This is a genomic window from Streptomyces sp. NPDC001068, from assembly GCF_042897315.1.
Classification (GTDB): Bacteria; Actinomycetota; Actinomycetes; order Streptomycetales; family Streptomycetaceae; genus Streptomyces.
The window spans coordinates 584,898-601,507 of record NZ_JBIAYD010000001.1 but is presented as its reverse complement, the minus strand read 5'-3'; the positions used below and the strand labels follow the sequence as shown (position 1 = coordinate 601,507).

The window sequence follows — 16,610 nt, the reverse complement described above, 5'->3', positions numbered from 1 at the left end:
GGTACGAGGTACCGAACCGACTGGATGCTCACGACGGCTGCGTCACCAAACCGGAGTGAGCGTTCACGCGAGTGGGTGACTCGCTCGATTGAGCTTAACCGGCGGGTAACGAGCGCGCCAGCCCCCCGACTTTGTGATGTAGGTCCCTCCGCTCCCGCGACGCCTCTACGCTGGGCTTCGTGGACGAAGAGTTGCGATCGCTCACGGAGCGTCTGCGCCAGGAGTCCCAGGGAACGGCCGCCTTCGACCGGCTCCTGGCGACCGAGGAACCCGACGAGCTGGCGGAGGTCCTCACCGCGGCCGGACAGCCCCTGTGGGCCAGGGAGTTGGCGGCCTGCCGGCTGGGGGCGGCCGGCGACCGGCGCGCCTTCGAGACCCTGGTCCTCCTGCTGAACCACCGGGACCCGCCCCGTTGCGCCTCCGCCGCGCACGCGCTCGCCCGCCTGCGGGACCCGCGTACGGCCCGCGCCGCCGCCGCCCTCGCCACCAACGAGCTGCGGATCGCCTACGCCCTGCACCCGGTCCGGCTCCTGGTCGTGCTCCGCGCCCCGGAGTCCGTCCCGGCCCTCATCACCACCCTGGAGCGCCGGCTGCGCCCGCACGACCCCTACCGCAAGGTCGCCCTCGCCTGCGTGGAGGGTCTCGGCGCGCTGGGCGACGCCCGTGCCCGGCGCGTCCTGAACGAGGCCCTGGCCCACCCGAACCTCGCCGAGGCCGCGGTCCGGGCCCTCTCCCACATCCCTAGGCCGAGGTGAGGTCGCGGTTCCTGACGTACCGCACCTCCGGCACGGGCACCCCGTCGACCTCGTAGGGCTCCTCCACGCCGTCGGGCCGGAAGCCCGCCCTCTCGTAGAACCGCCGGGCGCGCGCGTTCTCCTTCAGCACCCACAGGTACACGCGCGCGTGCCGGGCGCACTGCGCCAGCACCGTCTCCAGCAGCCGCCGGCCGGCGCCGGTGCCGACATGGGCGGGGTCGAGGTAGATCGCGTACAGCTCGGCGTCGCCGGTGCGCACGTCGCCGTCCCGGTACGGCCCGTGCGCCGCCCAGCCGACGATCTCGCCGCCCCGCTCGGCGACGAGGTCGGTGACCCCGTTCTCGCCGTCCCGGAACCGGGCCCGGCGGCGCACCGCGTCGCGTTCCGCGCTGAGCCCGTCGAGGAAGGGCTGCGGCATCAGCCCCCGGTAGGCGTACTGCCAGCCCCGGATGCGTATCTCGGAGACGCGGTCGCAGTCGTCGAGGGTCATCGGCCGGATGCGGAGGGAGTCGTCGCTCATGACGGCACCCTAGGAAGACGACGGCTTCGCCCGCCCGGGTTTTCGCCGGGTCCGCCGCCGACGGTTCGTCAGGTCCGTTTCAGCCGCGGAAGCCCAGCAGCCCGTGCAGGATGGAGCCGCGGGACGACGTGGACGCCGCCCTCGTGCTCAGGGGCCTGGGGTCGGGGGTCCTGGGGCAGACCGCGTCGGCGGTGCCGTCGCCGCGCGGCACCGTGCCGTCGGCCAGGTAGGCCGCGAGGTGGTCGTCCAGGCAGGTGTTGCCGCTCAGTGTGATCCCGTGGTTGCCGCCGCCCTCCTCGACGACCAGGCTGGAGCCGGCCAGCAGCCGGTGGGTGGTGACGCCGCCCTGGTAGGGCGTGGCCGCGTCGTCGGTGGCCTGGAAGAGAAGGGCCGGCGGCAGCCGGTCGTTGGCGATGGACGGCGGCTTCAGGGCGGACGTCGGCCAGGACGCGCACGCCGCGTTGTACCAGGCGTTGTTCCAGACCATGAAGGGCGCCTTCTCGTAGGCCGCCCAGTTGTCCTTGCGCCACTGGGCCCAGTCCCGTGGCCAGCCGGCGTCCCGGCACTGGACGGCCGCGTACACGCTGTACCCGTTGTCGCCCGCGGCGTCGACGGCGCCGAAGTTGTCGTACGCCTCGACCAGCGCCGCCGTCTTCCGGCCGTGTACGTAGGCCGAGAACGCCTCCGCCAGGTAGGGCCAGTAGCCGTTGTAGTAGCCGCCCGGGATGAAGGTGTCCTCCAGTTCGGAGGCGCCCACCTTGCCGCCGGCCGGCTTCTCGGCCAGCGCCGCCCGCATGGCGTACCACTCGGACTCCACCCGCGCCGGGTCGGAGCCGAGCTTGTAGGTGGAGTCGTACTTGGCGATCCACGCCATCAGGGCGCGGTGACGGTCGTCGAACGCGTAGTCCTGGCCGAGGTTGTCGTCGTACCAGACCCCCGTCGGGTCCACGACCGAGTCCAGGACCAGGCGGTGGATCCGGTCCGGGTGCAGCTTGGCGTAGACGGCGCCCAGGTAGGTGCCGTACGAGTAGCCGAAGTAGCTGATCCGGGCGGCACCGAGGGCCTGGCGGACGGAGTCCATGTCCTCGGCGGCGCTGACCGTGTCGAGGTACGGCAGCACGCTCGCGTACTTCCTGCCGCAGGCCGCGGCGAACGACCGCACCCGCTCCAGGTTCGCCCGTTCCAGCTCGGGCGTGGCCGGCACCGAGTCCGGGCGCACCGGATCGAAGTAGCCGGGCGCGCAGTCGATCGCCGGGCTGCTCTCGCCCACACCGCGCGGGTCGAAGCCGATGACGTCGTACCGGCTCGCCACCTCCTTGGGCAGCGTGGAGGCGACGAAGCCGGCGAGGCTCGTCCCGCTGCCGCCGGGGCCGCCGGGGTTGACCAGCAGCGGGCCCTGGTAGGCGGACGCGGTGTGCGGCACGCGGGAGAGGGCCAGGGTGATCTTCCTGCCGCCCGGGTCCCGGTGGTCGAGGGGTACCTGGAGGGTGCCGCACTGCAGCGTCGGATAGTCGGTGGTGCCGCACTTCTTCCAGGCCACCGAGGGCACCCGGACGGCGGCGCTCGCGGGCGGGGCGGTGACCGAACCGGCCATGACGGCGGCGGCGCACAGCACGGCTGCGCGTGTTCGCATGGGGTCCTCCCAGGACGGAGGTGTCGCGGACCGCACGGGTCACGGTCCTCGCCGCATCGTCCCGGCAAGAGCACCCGGAAGAACCTGTTCTGACGATTATTGACCCAATTGGGCCGAGGGTTGCGCTCGAACGCTCCCCGCCGAACGCCTGGTCGGCGACCGTGCTCAGAGCAGGGTCAGTTGGGTCGGCTCCGGCGGCGCGGGCTCCTCCTCCGGCACCGCGACCGGCGGCCGCCGGACCGCCCCGGCGCGGCCGGGACCGATGCCGTACTCCTCGGCCAGTTCGTGCACCTGGCCGGTGATCCGGCGCTGGTACCACTTCGGCGCGTAGGCGCCCTCCGCGTAGAGCCGCTCGTAGCGCCGCACCAGGTGCGGGTGGTGGGCCGCGAGCCAGCTCATGAACCACTCGCGGGCACCGGGGCGCAGATGCAGCACCAGGGGTGTCACCGAAGTGGCCCCGGCGGCCGCGATCGCCCTTACGGTGGACCGTAGTTGGGCCGGGTGGTCACCCAGGAACGGGATCACGGGGGCCATCAGGACCCCGCAGCCGATGCCGGCGCCGGCGAGCGCCCGCACCACGTCCAGGCGGCGCTCGGGCGCCGGGGTGCCCGGCTCCACGGTGCGCCACAGCTCGGGGTCGACGAAACCGACCGAGACCGAGATGCCGACGTCCGTGACCTGGGCCGCCCGCCGCAGCAGGTCTAGGTCGCGCAGGATCAGCGTGCCCTTGGTGAGGATCGAGAAGGGGTTCGCGTGGTCGGTGAGGGCCGAGATGATCCCCGGCATCAGCCGGTAGCGGCCCTCCGCGCGCTGGTAGCAGTCGACGTTGGTGCCCATCGCGACGTGGTCGCCCTGCCAGCGCCGTGAGGCCAGCTGGCGGCGGAGCAGCTCGGGGGCGTTGACCTTGACCACGATCTGGGTGTCGAAGCCGATCCCGGTGTCGAGGTCCAGATAACCGTGGGTCTTGCGGGCGAAGCAGTACACGCACGCGTGCGAGCAGCCCCGGTACGGGTTCACCGTCCATTCGAACGGCATCCGCGAGGCGCCCGGCACCCGGTTGACGATCGACCGCGCCCGCACCTCGTGGAAGGTGATCCCGCGGAATTCGGGCGTGTCGAAGGTGCGGGTCGTGACCGCGTCCGCACCGAACAGCGCGGTCCCGGCGCGGCCGTGTTCGGCCTCCTCGGTGAGGTTCTCCCAGCGCATGACGCCTCCTCGGTAGCACTGGACCCAGAATAGAACATCTGTTCCCATGATCGTGCGGACGATCCGTGGAGACCGTGCGCACACCGTTTCCGACCGCTTCCGCCACCCCGATTTGGGCGGCCGGGCGCCGGGGTGGTTGGCTTGCCGTCAACCCCGAGAACTCAGGTGCTGGAGGAACTCAATGGCGCAGGTCGAGGCCACTACGGAGCGGGTCGTCGCCGCCGACGCGGAGACGGTGTTCGACGCGCTCGCGGACTACAGCGGCACGCGCGCGAAGCTGCTGCCCCAGCACTTCAGCGAGTACGAGGTGCGCGAGGGCGGCGACGGCGAGGGCACCCTGGTCCACTGGAAGCTCCAGGCCACGAGCAAGCGCGTCCGCGACTGCCTGCTGGAGGTCAGCGAGCCCACCGACGGCGAGCTGGTCGAGAAGGACCGCAACTCCTCCATGGTCACCACCTGGCGCGTCACGCCGGCCGGTGAGGGCAGCTCCCGGGTCGTGGTGCACACCACCTGGCAGGGCGCCGGCGGCATCGGCGGTTTCTTCGAGAAGACCTTCGCGCCCAAGGGGCTCGGCCGGATCTACGACGAGGTGCTCGGCAAGCTGGCCACCGAGGTCGAGAAGTAGCCCTCGTACGACGGCGGCAGACAACCGCCGGATGAACAGAGGGCGTTGACCTCTCCGGCCGGTTCTCACCGGTTCGAGTGGATCTCCGGCCCGGCCGGCCCCGTGCCGTAACTCGTCGTGCTTGCCCACAGTTGTCGCCCAGCGGGACACCAGGCGGTGACCGTGCGCAGGCGCGACGAGGGGAGCGGTACGTGGGGACGACTCTGGTGCAGTACGAGGAGCCGGCCGCGGCACCCGCCGACGTCCTCGTGCCGGAACCCGCTTTGCCGCCCGTCCCGGGGCTCGGGCCGCGCCGTACCCGGCTGGTGTTCTGCGGGCTGATGCTCGCCCTGCTGCTGGCCGCCCTGGACCAGATGATCGTCGCCACCGCGCTGCCGCGGATCGTCGGCGAACTGCACGGCCTGGACCGGATGTCCTGGGCGATCACCGCCTACCTGCTCACCTCCATGGTCGGCCTCCCGGTCTACGGCAAACTCGGCGACCTCGTCGGCCGCAAGAGCGTCTTCCAGTTCGCGATCCTGGTCTTCGTCGTCGGCTCGGCCCTGGCCGGCCGGGCGCAGAGCATGGACCAGCTGATCGCCTTCCGCGCGGTGCAGGGCGTCGGCGCCGGCGGCCTGATGATCGGCGTCCAGGCGATCATCGCCGACATCGTGCCGCCCCGGCAGCGCGGCCGCTTCATGGGGCTGATCGGCGCCGCCTTCGGCCTCGCCTCGGTCGCCGGACCGCTGCTCGGCGGCTACTTCACCGACCACCTCTCCTGGCGTTGGTGCTTCTACGTCAACGTGCCCTTCGGCCTGGTCACGCTGGCCGTCGTCACCGCCGTGCTGAAGCTGCCCAAGCCGCCCACCCGGGCCCGTTTCGACGTCGTGGGGGCCCTGTTGCTGGGCGCCGCCTCCACCTGCCTGGTCCTGCTGACCAGTTGGGGCGGCACCGAGTACGCGTGGGGTTCGCGTGTCGTCCTCGGGCTCGGCGCCGGTGCCGTGGCCGCCACCGCGCTGTTCCTGTTCGCCGAGCACCGGGCCGCCGAACCCCTCATCCCGCTGCGGCTGTTCCGGGACTCCGTCTTCAACGTGAGCGCACTCGTCGGACTGGTCATCGGCGTCGCGCTGTTCGGCGCCGCCAGCTACCTGCCGACCTTCCTGCAGATGGTCGACGGCGCCTCGGCCACCGAGTCCGGACTGCTGATGCTCCCCATGATGGGCGGGATCGTCGGCGCCTCGATCGTCGGCGGCCAGCTGATCAGCCACACCGGGCGCTACCGGGTCTACCCGGTGCTCGGCGGGGGACTGGCCGCGGCCGGCATGTGGCTGCTGTCCCGGCTGGAGGTGGACACCCCGCGCTGGCAGTACAGCGTCTGGATGGCCGTGCTCGGCGCCGGCATCGGCCTGGTGATGCCCGTGCTCGTGCTGGCCGTGCAGAACTCCGTGCCGCCCTCCGACCTCGGCACCGCCACCAGCGCAAACAACTACTTCCGGCAGATCGGCGGCAGCGTCGGCGCCGCCGTCTTCGGCACCCTGTTCGCCGACCGGCTCACCGACGCCCTGCGTACCCGCCTGCCCGCCCACGCAGGGCTGCCCGACCCCGAGTCCCTGACCCCGCAGCTCGTGCACGCGCTGCCCCCGGACCTGCGCGACGCCTACATCCGCGCGTACGCCGACGCGATGCCCCGGATCTTCCTCTACCTGGTCCCGTTGCTCGTCCTCGGCCTGCTCATCGCCTGCTTCCTCAAGGAGAAACCGCTGGTGTCCCACCACGCCGCCGAAACCGAGTCCGCCGCCCTGCACACCGCGATCCCGCAGGCCCGCCCCGAATCCCCGGCCGGCGGCACCCACACCTCGCCGCGCTCGCCGCACGGCGCCGGGATCGCGGTCTGCGGCACGGTGCAGCACCCCGACGGGACCGTGGTGCCGCGCGCCGCCCTCACCCTCATCGACGCGGTCGGCCGGCAGATCGGCCGGGGCGCCAGCGGCGACGACGGACGGTACGCCCTGGCGACGCCGGGCGCCGGGGCGTACGTCCTGATCGCCGCCGCCGGCGGCCACCAGCCGCAGGCGGTCACCGTGACCGTCGGCGAGCGTCCCGTCGAACTCGACGTCGTCCTCGGCGGCGCCGGACGCCTCGCCGGCACCGTCCGCACCGCCGACGGCACCCCCGTCCGCGACGCCACCGTCACCCTCACCAACGTGCAGGGCGAGGTCGTCGCCAGCACCCGCAGCGGACGCGAGGGCGGCTACGTCATCACCGAGCTGGTGGCCGGCGAGTACACCCTGGCCGGCAGCGCCCCCGCCTTCCGCCCGGCCGCCCTCCCGGTCACCGTGCAGGCGTCCCGGGAGACCCGGCAGGACGTCGAACTCGCGGGCGGCGCGGTGCTGAAGGGCACCGTACGGGCCGGCGGCGGGCGGCCCGTGGAGGACGCGCGCGTGACCCTGCTCGACGCCGCCGGGAACGTCGTGGACACCCTCACCACCGGTCCCGACGGAACCTTCCGGTTCGTCGACCTCTCCTCAGGCGAATACACCGTCATCGCCGCCGGTTACCCGCCGGTCGCCACGGTGCTGCAGGTGGCCGGCGGCGGCCGGACCGAACGCGATCTCCAACTGGGCCACGAGGACTGACCGGAAGGGCGCGCGGGAGCCGATCGCGCGGGGCGCGGGGACGCGGACCTGCGCGCCGGTGTGCTCCGGTGAAACCAATTCCAGAATTGCCACACATCGCAACCGACGGCCACCGTACGGTAGTGGCGGGCGGCACAGATCTTTCGCGCAGTCGTGGGGAGAGAGGGCCTGAGCCATGGACCATGGCGGCGAGCGGGACGCACCCCCCGGCCTCGGTGCCGGCGGAGGGGCCGCGGGCCGGATCCCCCTGTCCGTGGTCGTCGTGGGCCGCGACAGCCTGGTGTCGCACTGGAGCACCGGAGCACGCCGGCTGTTCGGAGCCGTGCGGGAACAGGCCGTCGGCCGCCCCGTCCTCGACCTGCTGCCGGTCTCCGGAGCGCTCCCCGAGGACGACGAGATCACCCCGTACGGCGCCTACGCGGCCTACGACGGGCTCGGTCCCGACCTGGAGTCCTCCCTCGACGGGCGGCTCAACTTCCCCGCCGCGGGCCGCGCCCGGATCACCGTGCCCGAGCGCGACCGTGTCGATGTGCTGTGGTGGGCCTACCCGCTGGTCGGACCCGGCGAGGAGCGGCTGCTGGTGCTCGCCGCCGACGCCGGGCTGCTGCGGCGGTCCGAGCCCGCCGACGACGGGGTCTTCGAGCGCGTCGCACCCGGATTCGCCCTGCACACCGACTTCCCCGGTGCCGAGGAACTCGCCCGCAGACTCCCGGACATCCTGCCCAGCATGAGCGTCGACGAGAGCGCCCGGATCGTCGCCCAGGTGCTCGAACTCGGCTACCCCATATTGGAGTTCAGCCAGAACGACCGGGTGCCCGTCACCCCGGACTGGGGTGTCGCCCGGCGCACCGAGCGCAAGGCCCGCCGGGAGCGGGCCGCCCGGGCGGCCGCGCAGGGCCTGCCGGTGCCCGCCGCCCTCGCCGACGACGAGGGCGAGGACCTGGAGTACGCGGCCGTCCGCGACCGCCTGGAGTTCCTCAACGAGGTCAGCGGCCGGATCGGCACCTCGCTCGACCTGTCCCGGACCATCGTCGAGGTGAGCCGCGCCGTCGTGCCCCGCTTCACCGACGTCGCGGGCACCTACCTGCGCGAACAGGTCGTCGCGGGCGAGGGGTTCCCGGACGGTGCGCCCGACACCACCACCATGTGGCACCGGGTGGCCCTGGAGCACACCGACGAACCCGGCCGCTGGGACGACGTCGTCCCGGTCGGGGAGGCCATGCCCTTCCCCGCGCACACCCCGTTCTTCCAGTGCATGACCAGCGGCGAACCGGTCCTGGTGCCGCGCATCAGCGTGGAGGCGGGCCACGCCATCGCCGCGCAGTTCGAGAAGCGCGACATCCGGCCGCTGATCACCGGCCGCTCGATGCTGGTGGTCCCGCTCAAGGCGCGCCAGGTCGTGCTCGGCTTCATGATCCTGCTGCGCCACCCCGAGCGCGAGACGTTCGACGACATGGACCGTGTCACCGGTGCCGAACTCGCCGCCCGCGCGGGCCTGGTACTCGACAACGCGCGCATGTACACCTTCCAGGAGAGCGTCGCCGAGACCCTCCAGGACAGCATGCTGCCGCACATACCGCCGCGCATGGCCGGCTGCGACATCGCCACCCGGTACCTGCCCGGCACCCTGCTCGGGCGCATCGGCGGCGACTGGTTCGACTCCGTGAAGCTCCCCGGCGCCCGGACCGCCCTGGTGGTCGGCGACGTCATGGGCCACGGCCTCAACTCGGCCGCGATGATGGGTCAGTTGCGGACGGCCGTGCAGACCATGGCGGCCCTGGACCTGCCGCCGGCCCAACTCCTGCGCAACCTGGACGACCTGGCCCAGCGGCTCGGCGAGGGCTACCTCGCGACCTGCCTGTACGCCGTCTACGACCCGATCCGGGGCGAACTCCACCTCGCCAACGCCGGTCACATCCCGCCCGTACTGGTCCGGGCCGTCGACGGTACCAGCGAACTGCTCGACCTGCCCACCGGGGCGCCCGTCGGGGTCGGCGGGGTCGCCTTCGAGTCGCTGCGGGTGCGCGTGCAGCCCGGTGACCGGCTGGTGATGTGCACCGACGGGCTGGTCGAGATGCGCGGCGAGGACATCGGGGTCGGGCTCGCCGCCCTCTGCGAGTCCGCCGCCCACCCGGCCGCCTCCATGGACGACGCCTGCGACACCATTGTCCGTGCCCTGGCCGCGACCTTCCCGGAGACCGGCCGCGGCGGCCGCAAGGACGACGTCGCCCTGCTGATGACCCGCCTCAACGGCATCGAGCCGGACGACGTCGCCGAATGGCGGCTCGCCCTCGACCCCGCCGAGGTCGGCAGGGCCCGTGCCGCCGTCCGCGAACAGCTCCACGGCTGGGGCCTGGCCCGGCTCGCGGACCCGGCCGGCCTGCTGGTCAGCGAACTCGTCACCAACGCGATCCGGCACTCCCACAGCCGGCCCGTCCAGCTCCGGCTGATCCGCGGCGAGACCCTGCTCTGCGAGGTCGACGACGACGACCACACCCTGCCGACCCTGCTCGGCACCGATCCCGGAGCCGAGGCCGGACGCGGACTGCGGGTGGTCAGCACACTGGCCCGGGAGTGGGGCACCAGCCGTACCGCCGCCGGAAAGACCGTCTGGTTCGAACTCACCTCGCGCCGCGGTTGACGGAGGGGCGCACGTTCTTCGAAAGCGGCGTGAAGGAACGCGCCAGGCGCTTGTCGCCGAAACCGGCGCAGGGTAGACCGTACTGGCCCGTCGTACACGGCGGCCTTCTGCGGTCACACCCTGGGGAGTTGGGCATGAGCGTGACGAGTCGGTACCGGGACGCCTGGGAGGGCTTCTGGCGCGAGGCGCCTGGCGGGACGGGGGCGGTGTTCTGGGACGCCGAGCCGGGCGTGACCGCCGAGGCCCATGTCTCCCTCTTCGAACCCCACCTGGTCGACCCCGGCCTGCCGCTGGTCGACCTCGGCTGCGGCAACGGCACCCAGACCCGCTTCCTGGCCGGGCGCTTCCCGCGTGTGCTGGGCACCGACATCGCCGAGGCCGCCCTGGAACACGCCCGTCGCGCCGACCCGGCCGGGCAGGCCCGGTACCGGCAGCTGGACGCGGCCGAGAAGACCGAGGCCGAGGCACTGCACGCGGAACTCGGTGACGCCAACGTCTACATGAGGGGCGTCCTGCACCAGTGCGACCCCGACGACCGGCAGCCGCTGGCCGACACCCTCGCCACTCTCGTCGGCGACCGCGGCCGGGCCTTCCTCGTCGAACTCTCCGAGGCCGCCCGCCCCCTCCTCGGCGGCCTCGCCCAGAGCCCGTCCGGTCCGCCGCCCAAGCTCGCCCCGATCTTCCGGCACGGCATCGCCCCCGGCGAGGTCGCCGACGCCGCGGTGCCCGAGTACCTGCGCAACGCCGGCCTGACGATCCTGGCGAGTGGCCAACTGCCTTTGATGACGGCCGAGTTCACGCCGGACGGCGAACCGGTCGTGCTGCCGTCCCAGTGGGTGGTGACCGGCCGCCCGAACTGACCCGGCCGGAGCGGCCGCCGGCCTCGTGGCGGGGCCGGCGCGTCCCGCCGCCGAGGGGGAAGGCCCGCTTCCTGGTCGGCGGCCGCCCGGACGCGTAACGTGACGCCCCATGAAGATCCTCATCAGCGCCGACATGGAGGGCGCCACCGGGGTGACCTGGCCCGGTGACGTGCTGCCCGGTACGCCGCAGTGGGAGCGGTGCCGGTCGATGTTCACCTCGGACGTCAACGCCGCCGTGCTCGGCTTCCTCGACGGCGGTGCCGACGAGGTCCTCGTCAACGAGGCCCACTGGAGCATGCGCAACCTGCTCCTGGAGAAGCTCGACGACCGCGCCGAGATGATCACCGGCCGGCACAAGAACCTCTCCATGGTCGAGGGCGTCCAGCACGGCGACGTCGACGGCATCGCCTTCATCGGGTACCACACCGGTGCCGGCATGGAGGGCGTCCTCGCCCACACCTACCTCGCCAACTCCATCACCGGCGTCTGGCTCAACGACGTCCGCGCCAGCGAGGGCCTGCTCAACGCCCACGTCGTCGCCGAGTACGGCGTCCCCGTCGTCCTGGTCACCGGCGACGACCTGGCCTGCGAGGACGCCCTCGGCTACGCGCCCGAGGCCCTCAAGGTCGCCGTCAAGGACCATGTGTCGAGGTACGCGGCCAAGTGCCGCACGCCCGCCAGGACCGCCGCGGACATCCGGGCCGCCGCCAAGGAGGCGGCCGCGCTCGCGGTGCGCCACGAACCCGTGACCGGCGGGCCGTTCACGATCGCCCTGGAGTTCGACGCCGAGCACCTGGCGCTCTCCGCCACCGTCGTCCCCGGCGTGGAGCGGATCGGCGAACGGAAGGTCGCGTACACCGAGGGGACCATGTACGACGGCATCCGCACCTTCAAGGCGGTCACCACGATCGTCTCGGCCGCGGTGGAGGAGCAGTATGGCTGACGAGCAGGCGCTCGACGAGGTGGTCCGGTTCACCTCCGAGCTGATCCGGATCGACACCAGCAACTTCGGCGGCGGCGACTGCCGGGAGCGGCCCGCCGCCGAGTACGCGGCCGAGCGGCTGGCCGGAGCCGGCCTGGAGCCGATCCTGCTGGAACGCACCGAGGGCCGCACCAACGTCGTCGCGCGCATCGAGGGGACCGACGCGTCGGCGGACGCGCTCCTCGTCCACGGTCACCTCGACGTGGTGCCCGCGCAGGCCGCCGACTGGCGCGTCGACCCCTTCTCCGGGGAGATCCGCGACGGGGTCGTGTGGGGCCGGGGCGCCGTCGACATGAAGAACATGGACGCCATGATCCTGGCCGTGGTCCGGGCCTGGGCCCGGCAGGGGGTGCGGCCGCGCCGGGACATCGTCGTCGCGTTCACCGCCGACGAGGAGGCCAGCGCCGAGGACGGCTCCGGGTTCCTCGCCGACCACCACCCCGAGCTGTTCGAGGGCTGCACCGAGGGCGTCAGCGAGTCGGGCGCCTTCACCTTCCACGACGGCCTGGGCCGGCAGCTCTACCCCATCGCCGCGGGCGAGCGCGGCACCGGGTGGCTGAAGCTCACCGCGCACGGACGCGCCGGACACGGATCCAAGGTCAACAACGAGAACGCGGTCACCCGGCTCGCCGCCGCCGTCACCCGCATCGGCGAGCACAGCTGGCCGCTCCGGCTCACCCCGACGGTCACCGCCGCCCTCACCGAACTCGCCGCCCTCTACGGCGTCGAGCCCGACCTCACCCAGGTCGACCTGCTCCTCGCCAAGCTCGGCCCGGCCGCCAAGCTGGTCGAGTCCACCGTCCGCAACAGCGCCAACCCCACCATGCTGAGCGCCGGTTACAAGGTCAACGTCATCCCCGGCGAGGCCGTCGCCCACGTCGACGGACGCCATCTGCACGGCACCGAGGACGAGTTCCGCGCCACCCTGGACGAACTCACCGGGCCCGACGTGGACTGGGAGTTCCAGCACCGCGAGACCGCCCTCCAGGCGCCGCTGGACTCGCCGACGTACGCCCGGATGCGCGCCGCCGTCGAGGAGTTCGCACCCGAGGGGCACGTCGTGCCCTACTGCATGTCGGGCGGCACGGACGCCAAGCAGTTCTCCCGGCTCGGCATCACCGGTTACGGTTTCACGCCGCTGCGGCTGCCCGAGGGGTACGACTACCAGGCCATGTTCCACGGCGTGGACGAACGTGTCCCCGTCGAGGCACTGCACTTCGGCGTCCGGGTCCTGGACCGCTTCCTGCGCACCGCATAGGAGACATCGTGGAGACCAAGCCGTACGGCTCCTGGCCCTCGCCCATCGACGCGGCCCTGGCGGCCGCGCACGACGGCAGCCCCGAGTGGGTGGGCTTCGTCGGCGGTGAACCCTGGTGGACCGAACCCCGCCCGGCGGAGGGCGGTCGCCGGACCCTGGTGCGGGGCGGCACCGGGGAGTCGGTGCTGCCCGCGCCGTGGAACGTCCGCAGCCGGGTCATCGAGTACGGCGGACAGCCCTGGGCCGGCGCGGTGCCCGAGGCCGGCGGCCAACCGCTGCTGGTCTTCGTCCACTTCGACGACCAGCGGCTGTACCGGTTCGAGCCGGGCTCCGAGCCGCGCCCGCTGACCCCTTCCGGACTCCGCTGGGCCGACCCGCGGTTGCTGCCCGACCGGGGTGAGGTCTGGTGCGTCCTAGAGGAGTTCACCGGGGACGGTCCGAGCGACGTCCGGCGGGTGCTCGCCGCCGTACCGCTGGACGGCTCGGCCGCCGAGGACCGCAGCGCGGTGCGCGAACTCACCGCCGAACGGCACCGGTTCGTCACCGGCCCGCGTCTGTCGCCCGACGGGAAGCGGGCCGCCTGGCTCGCCTGGGACCACCCCCGGATGCCGTGGGACGGCACCGAGGTGCTGGTCGGCGAGGTCGGCGACGACGGGACGCTGCACGGGATCCGCACGGTCGCGGGCGGCCCGGAGGAGTCGATCGCCCAGGTCGAGTGGGCGAAGGACGGCCGGCTCCTGTACGCGAGCGACCGCAGCGGCTGGTGGAACCTCTACCGCGACGGAAGCCCGCTGTGCCCGCGCGAGGAGGAGTTCGCCGGGCCGCTCTGGAAGCTGGGCCAGCGCTGGTTCGCCCCGCTGGACAACGGGCTGATCGCCGTCGTGCACGGGCGGGGGGCGACCACGCTCGGGATACTCGACCCGGAAACCGGTGCCCTCGTCGACGCCGCCGGTCCGTGGACCGAGTTCGCCCCCTCCCTGGCGGGCCAGGGCACCCGCGTCGTCGCGGTCGGCGCGAGCCCGCGCACCGCGTACGAGGTGGTCGAACTCGACACCGCGAGCGGCCGCGCCCGGGTCGTCGGCGCCGCCCACCACGACCCGGTGGACCCCGCCCACTACCCCGAGCCGCGGGTGCGCACCTTCGCCGGCCCCGGCGGCCGCGAGGTGCACGCCCACATCTACCCGCCCCACCATCCCGGCCACCGGGCGCCCGACGGCGAGCTGCCCCCGTACGTCGTGTGGGCGCACGGCGGCCCCACCGGCCGGGCGCCCCTCGTCCTCGACCTGGCGATCGGCTACTTCACCTCCCGCGGCATCGGCGTCGCCGAGGTCAACTACGGCGGCTCCACCGGGTACGGGCGGGAGTACCGCAACCGGCTGCGCGAGCAGTGGGGCGTGGTCGACGTCGAGGACTGCGCGGCCGTCGCCGTCGCCCTCGCCGAGGAGGGCACCGCCGACCGCGCCCGGCTGGCGATCCGGGGCGGCAGCGCCGGCGGCTGGACCGCCGCCGCCTCGCTGACCGGCACCGACGTCTACGCCTGCGGCACCATCTCCTACCCCATCCTCGACCTCACCGGCTGGGGCACGGGGGAGACCCACGACTTCGAGTCCAGGTACCTGGAGTCACTGATCGGGCCGCTGGCCGAGGTCCCCGAGCGGTACGCCGAGCGCTCGCCCAGCGAGCACTCCGACCGGCTCTCCGCGCCCTTCCTGCTGCTCCAGGGCCTGGACGACGTGATCTGCCCGCCCGTGCAGTGCGAACGCTTCCTCGCGGGCCTCGACGGGCGGCGCGTGCCGCACGCCTACCTCACCTTCCCGGGGGAGGGCCACGGCTTCCGCCGCGCCGAGACCATGGTGCGCGCCCTGGAGGCCGAACTTTCCCTGTACGCCCAGGTGTTCGGACTGAACGTGTCCGGGATCCCCGAGCTGGAGCTGGTGAAGTGAGAGAGCCGGTACGACCGCCGAGGCTCGTCCCCGGAGCCCGGGTCGCCGTGGTGGCGCCGAGCGGGCCGGTGGTGGAGGAGCGGCTCCAGGCGGGCCTCGACATCCTGCGCGGCTGGGACCTCGACCCGGTGGTGGCACCCCACGTGCTCGCCAGGGACCCGGAGCTGGGCTACCTCGCCGGCTCCGACGCCGACCGGGCCGCCGACCTCCAGCGGGCCTGGTGCGACCCGTCGGTCTCCGCGGTGCTCTGCGCGCGCGGCGGTTACGGCGCCCAGCGCATGGTCGACCTGCTCGACTGGGAGGCGATGCGGGCCGCCGGACCGAAGGCGTTCGTCGGCTTCAGCGACGCGACCGTGCTGCACGAGGCGTTCGCCGCCAGGCTCGGGCTCGCCACCCTGTACGGGCCGGTGGCCGCGGGCGTCGACTTCGTCAAGAGCACCGAGGCACAGGAGCACCTGCGGGCCACGCTCTTCGCCCCGGAGACGGTCCGCACGATCATCGGCCGGGGCCGCGCACTGGTGCCCGGCCGGGCCCGGGGCGTCACGGTCGGCGGCTGCCTGCGCCTGCTCGCCACCGGCATCGGCACCCCGCACACCCTCCCCGGCGCGCGCGGCGCGCTGCTCCTGCTGGAGGACGTGGGCGAGCAGCCGTACAGCCTCGACCGGAGCATCACCCAGCTGCTGCGGTCCGGCCGGCTCGACGGCGTCGCCGGGATCCTGCTCGGGTCCTGGGACCGCTGCGGGCCGTACGAGGGGGTGCGGGCGGTACTCGCTGACCGGCTCGGCGGGCTCGGGGTGCCGGTCGTGGAGGAGTTCGGCTTCGGACACTGCGCGTCCGCCCTGACCATGCCGCTCGGCGTCACGGCGGAGCTGGACGCCGACGCCGGCACGCTCACCCTGGTGGGGCCCGCGCTGAGCTGAGTCCGCGGGGCCCGTTCCGCGCAGCGGGCGGCCCGGCTGCGCATAGGCTGGCGGAATGCCGCACATCGCTTCCCGCTATCTCGCCGAGGGCCCCCGGGTGGGCATCCGCCACTTCAGCTACGAGGACGGGGCCGAGTTCATCGCCCGGGCCCGGGAGAGCAAGGACCTCCACCAGCCCTGGCTGTTCCCGCCCACCACCGACGCGGCCTACGCCGGCTACGCGGGACGGCTGATCGAGGACCGCACCAAGGCCGGGTTCCTGGTCTGCGAGAAGGAGGGCGGAGAGCACGGCGGGGCGATCGCCGGGTTCATCAACATCAACAACATCGTCGAGGGCGGCTTCCAGTGCGGCGCCCTCGGCTACGGGGTGTTCGCGCACGCGGCCGGGCGCGGGCTGATGCGGGAGGCCCTGGGGCTGGTCGTCGACCACGCCTTCGGCCCGATGCGGCTGCACCGGCTGGAGATCAACGTACAGCCCGGCAATACCGCGTCCATCGCGCTCGCGCGCGGCGCCGGTTTCCGGCTGGAGGGCTTCTCACCGGCCATGATCTACATCGACGGGGCCTGGCGCGACCACGAGCGGTGGGCGATCACCGCCGAGATGCGCTGAACCCGGGGATCCGCACCAGCCCGGCCTTTGCGCAATCCTGAC

The 16,610-nt window shown here is 73.2% G+C and carries 13 protein-coding genes; 10 read left to right on the top strand and 3 right to left on the bottom strand.

The window, feature by feature from the left end; translation table 11 throughout:
* Nucleotides 1–179 precede the first annotated feature (179 nt).
* The gene (locus ACFY3I_RS02610; RefSeq protein ID WP_390859002.1) at nucleotides 180–755 is read left to right on the top strand and encodes an adenylosuccinate lyase; all 576 of its coding nucleotides are present in this window, start codon (nucleotides 180–182) and stop codon (nucleotides 753–755) included.
* Here the strand turns inward: ACFY3I_RS02610 and ACFY3I_RS02605 are convergent.
* From ACFY3I_RS02605 to ACFY3I_RS02595, 3 genes are all read right to left on the bottom strand, one after another.
* Complete coding sequence (locus ACFY3I_RS02605) at nucleotides 742–1,275, bottom strand: GNAT family N-acetyltransferase (protein WP_390859001.1); 534 nt, start codon at nucleotides 1,273–1,275, stop codon at nucleotides 742–744. The two genes, ACFY3I_RS02610 and ACFY3I_RS02605, sit on opposite strands and share 14 nt — an antisense overlap.
* A gap of 79 nt (nucleotides 1,276–1,354) precedes the next feature.
* Nucleotides 1,355–2,908 carry an alpha/beta hydrolase gene (locus tag ACFY3I_RS02600; protein WP_390859000.1) on the bottom strand — a complete coding sequence of 518 codons (1,554 nt, stop codon included), beginning with the start codon at nucleotides 2,906–2,908 and terminating at the stop codon, nucleotides 1,355–1,357.
* Nucleotides 2,909–3,073: 165 nt separating this feature from the next.
* The gene (locus ACFY3I_RS02595) at nucleotides 3,074–4,114 is read right to left on the bottom strand and encodes an Rv2578c family radical SAM protein (protein ID WP_390858999.1); all 1,041 of its coding nucleotides are present in this window, start codon (nucleotides 4,112–4,114) and stop codon (nucleotides 3,074–3,076) included.
* A gap of 181 nt (nucleotides 4,115–4,295) precedes the next feature.
* On the opposite strand from ACFY3I_RS02595, the gene ACFY3I_RS02590 reads away from it, so the two are divergent.
* The 9 genes from ACFY3I_RS02590 to ACFY3I_RS02550 all read left to right on the top strand — a co-directional run bounded on the left by ACFY3I_RS02590 (nucleotide 4,296) and on the right by ACFY3I_RS02550 (nucleotide 16,568).
* Nucleotides 4,296–4,739: an SRPBCC family protein gene (locus tag ACFY3I_RS02590; protein WP_365295357.1), complete on the top strand. Its 444-nt coding sequence runs from the start codon at nucleotides 4,296–4,298 to the stop codon at nucleotides 4,737–4,739.
* Nucleotides 4,740–4,930: 191 nt separating this feature from the next.
* Nucleotides 4,931–7,354 carry an MFS transporter gene (locus ACFY3I_RS02585; RefSeq protein WP_390858998.1) on the top strand — a complete coding sequence of 808 codons (2,424 nt, stop codon included), beginning with the start codon at nucleotides 4,931–4,933 and terminating at the stop codon, nucleotides 7,352–7,354.
* Nucleotides 7,355–7,529: 175 nt separating this feature from the next.
* The gene (locus ACFY3I_RS02580) at nucleotides 7,530–9,995 is read left to right on the top strand and encodes a SpoIIE family protein phosphatase (protein WP_390858997.1); all 2,466 of its coding nucleotides are present in this window, start codon (nucleotides 7,530–7,532) and stop codon (nucleotides 9,993–9,995) included.
* A gap of 134 nt (nucleotides 9,996–10,129) precedes the next feature.
* Complete coding sequence (locus ACFY3I_RS02575) at nucleotides 10,130–10,855, top strand: class I SAM-dependent methyltransferase (RefSeq protein WP_390858996.1); 726 nt, start codon at nucleotides 10,130–10,132, stop codon at nucleotides 10,853–10,855.
* A gap of 109 nt (nucleotides 10,856–10,964) precedes the next feature.
* Nucleotides 10,965–11,798, top strand: a complete 834-nt coding sequence (locus ACFY3I_RS02570) for a M55 family metallopeptidase (RefSeq protein WP_390858995.1) — start codon at nucleotides 10,965–10,967, stop codon at nucleotides 11,796–11,798.
* Entirely contained in the window at nucleotides 11,791–13,095 is a 1,305-nt protein-coding gene (locus ACFY3I_RS02565) for a M20/M25/M40 family metallo-hydrolase (RefSeq protein WP_365295364.1), read from the top strand. Before ACFY3I_RS02570 ends, ACFY3I_RS02565 begins: the two co-directional genes overlap by 8 nt.
* Before the next feature lie 8 nt (nucleotides 13,096–13,103).
* Nucleotides 13,104–15,038: an LpqB family beta-propeller domain-containing protein gene (locus ACFY3I_RS02560; protein ID WP_390858994.1), complete on the top strand. Its 1,935-nt coding sequence runs from the start codon at nucleotides 13,104–13,106 to the stop codon at nucleotides 15,036–15,038.
* Nucleotides 15,035–15,958 carry an LD-carboxypeptidase gene (locus tag ACFY3I_RS02555; RefSeq protein WP_390858993.1) on the top strand — a complete coding sequence of 308 codons (924 nt, stop codon included), beginning with the start codon at nucleotides 15,035–15,037 and terminating at the stop codon, nucleotides 15,956–15,958. Before ACFY3I_RS02560 ends, ACFY3I_RS02555 begins: the two co-directional genes overlap by 4 nt.
* Nucleotides 15,959–16,013: 55 nt before the next feature.
* Complete coding sequence (locus tag ACFY3I_RS02550) at nucleotides 16,014–16,568, top strand: GNAT family N-acetyltransferase (protein ID WP_390858992.1); 555 nt, start codon at nucleotides 16,014–16,016, stop codon at nucleotides 16,566–16,568.
* The last annotated feature ends 42 nt before the right edge of the window (nucleotides 16,569–16,610 follow it).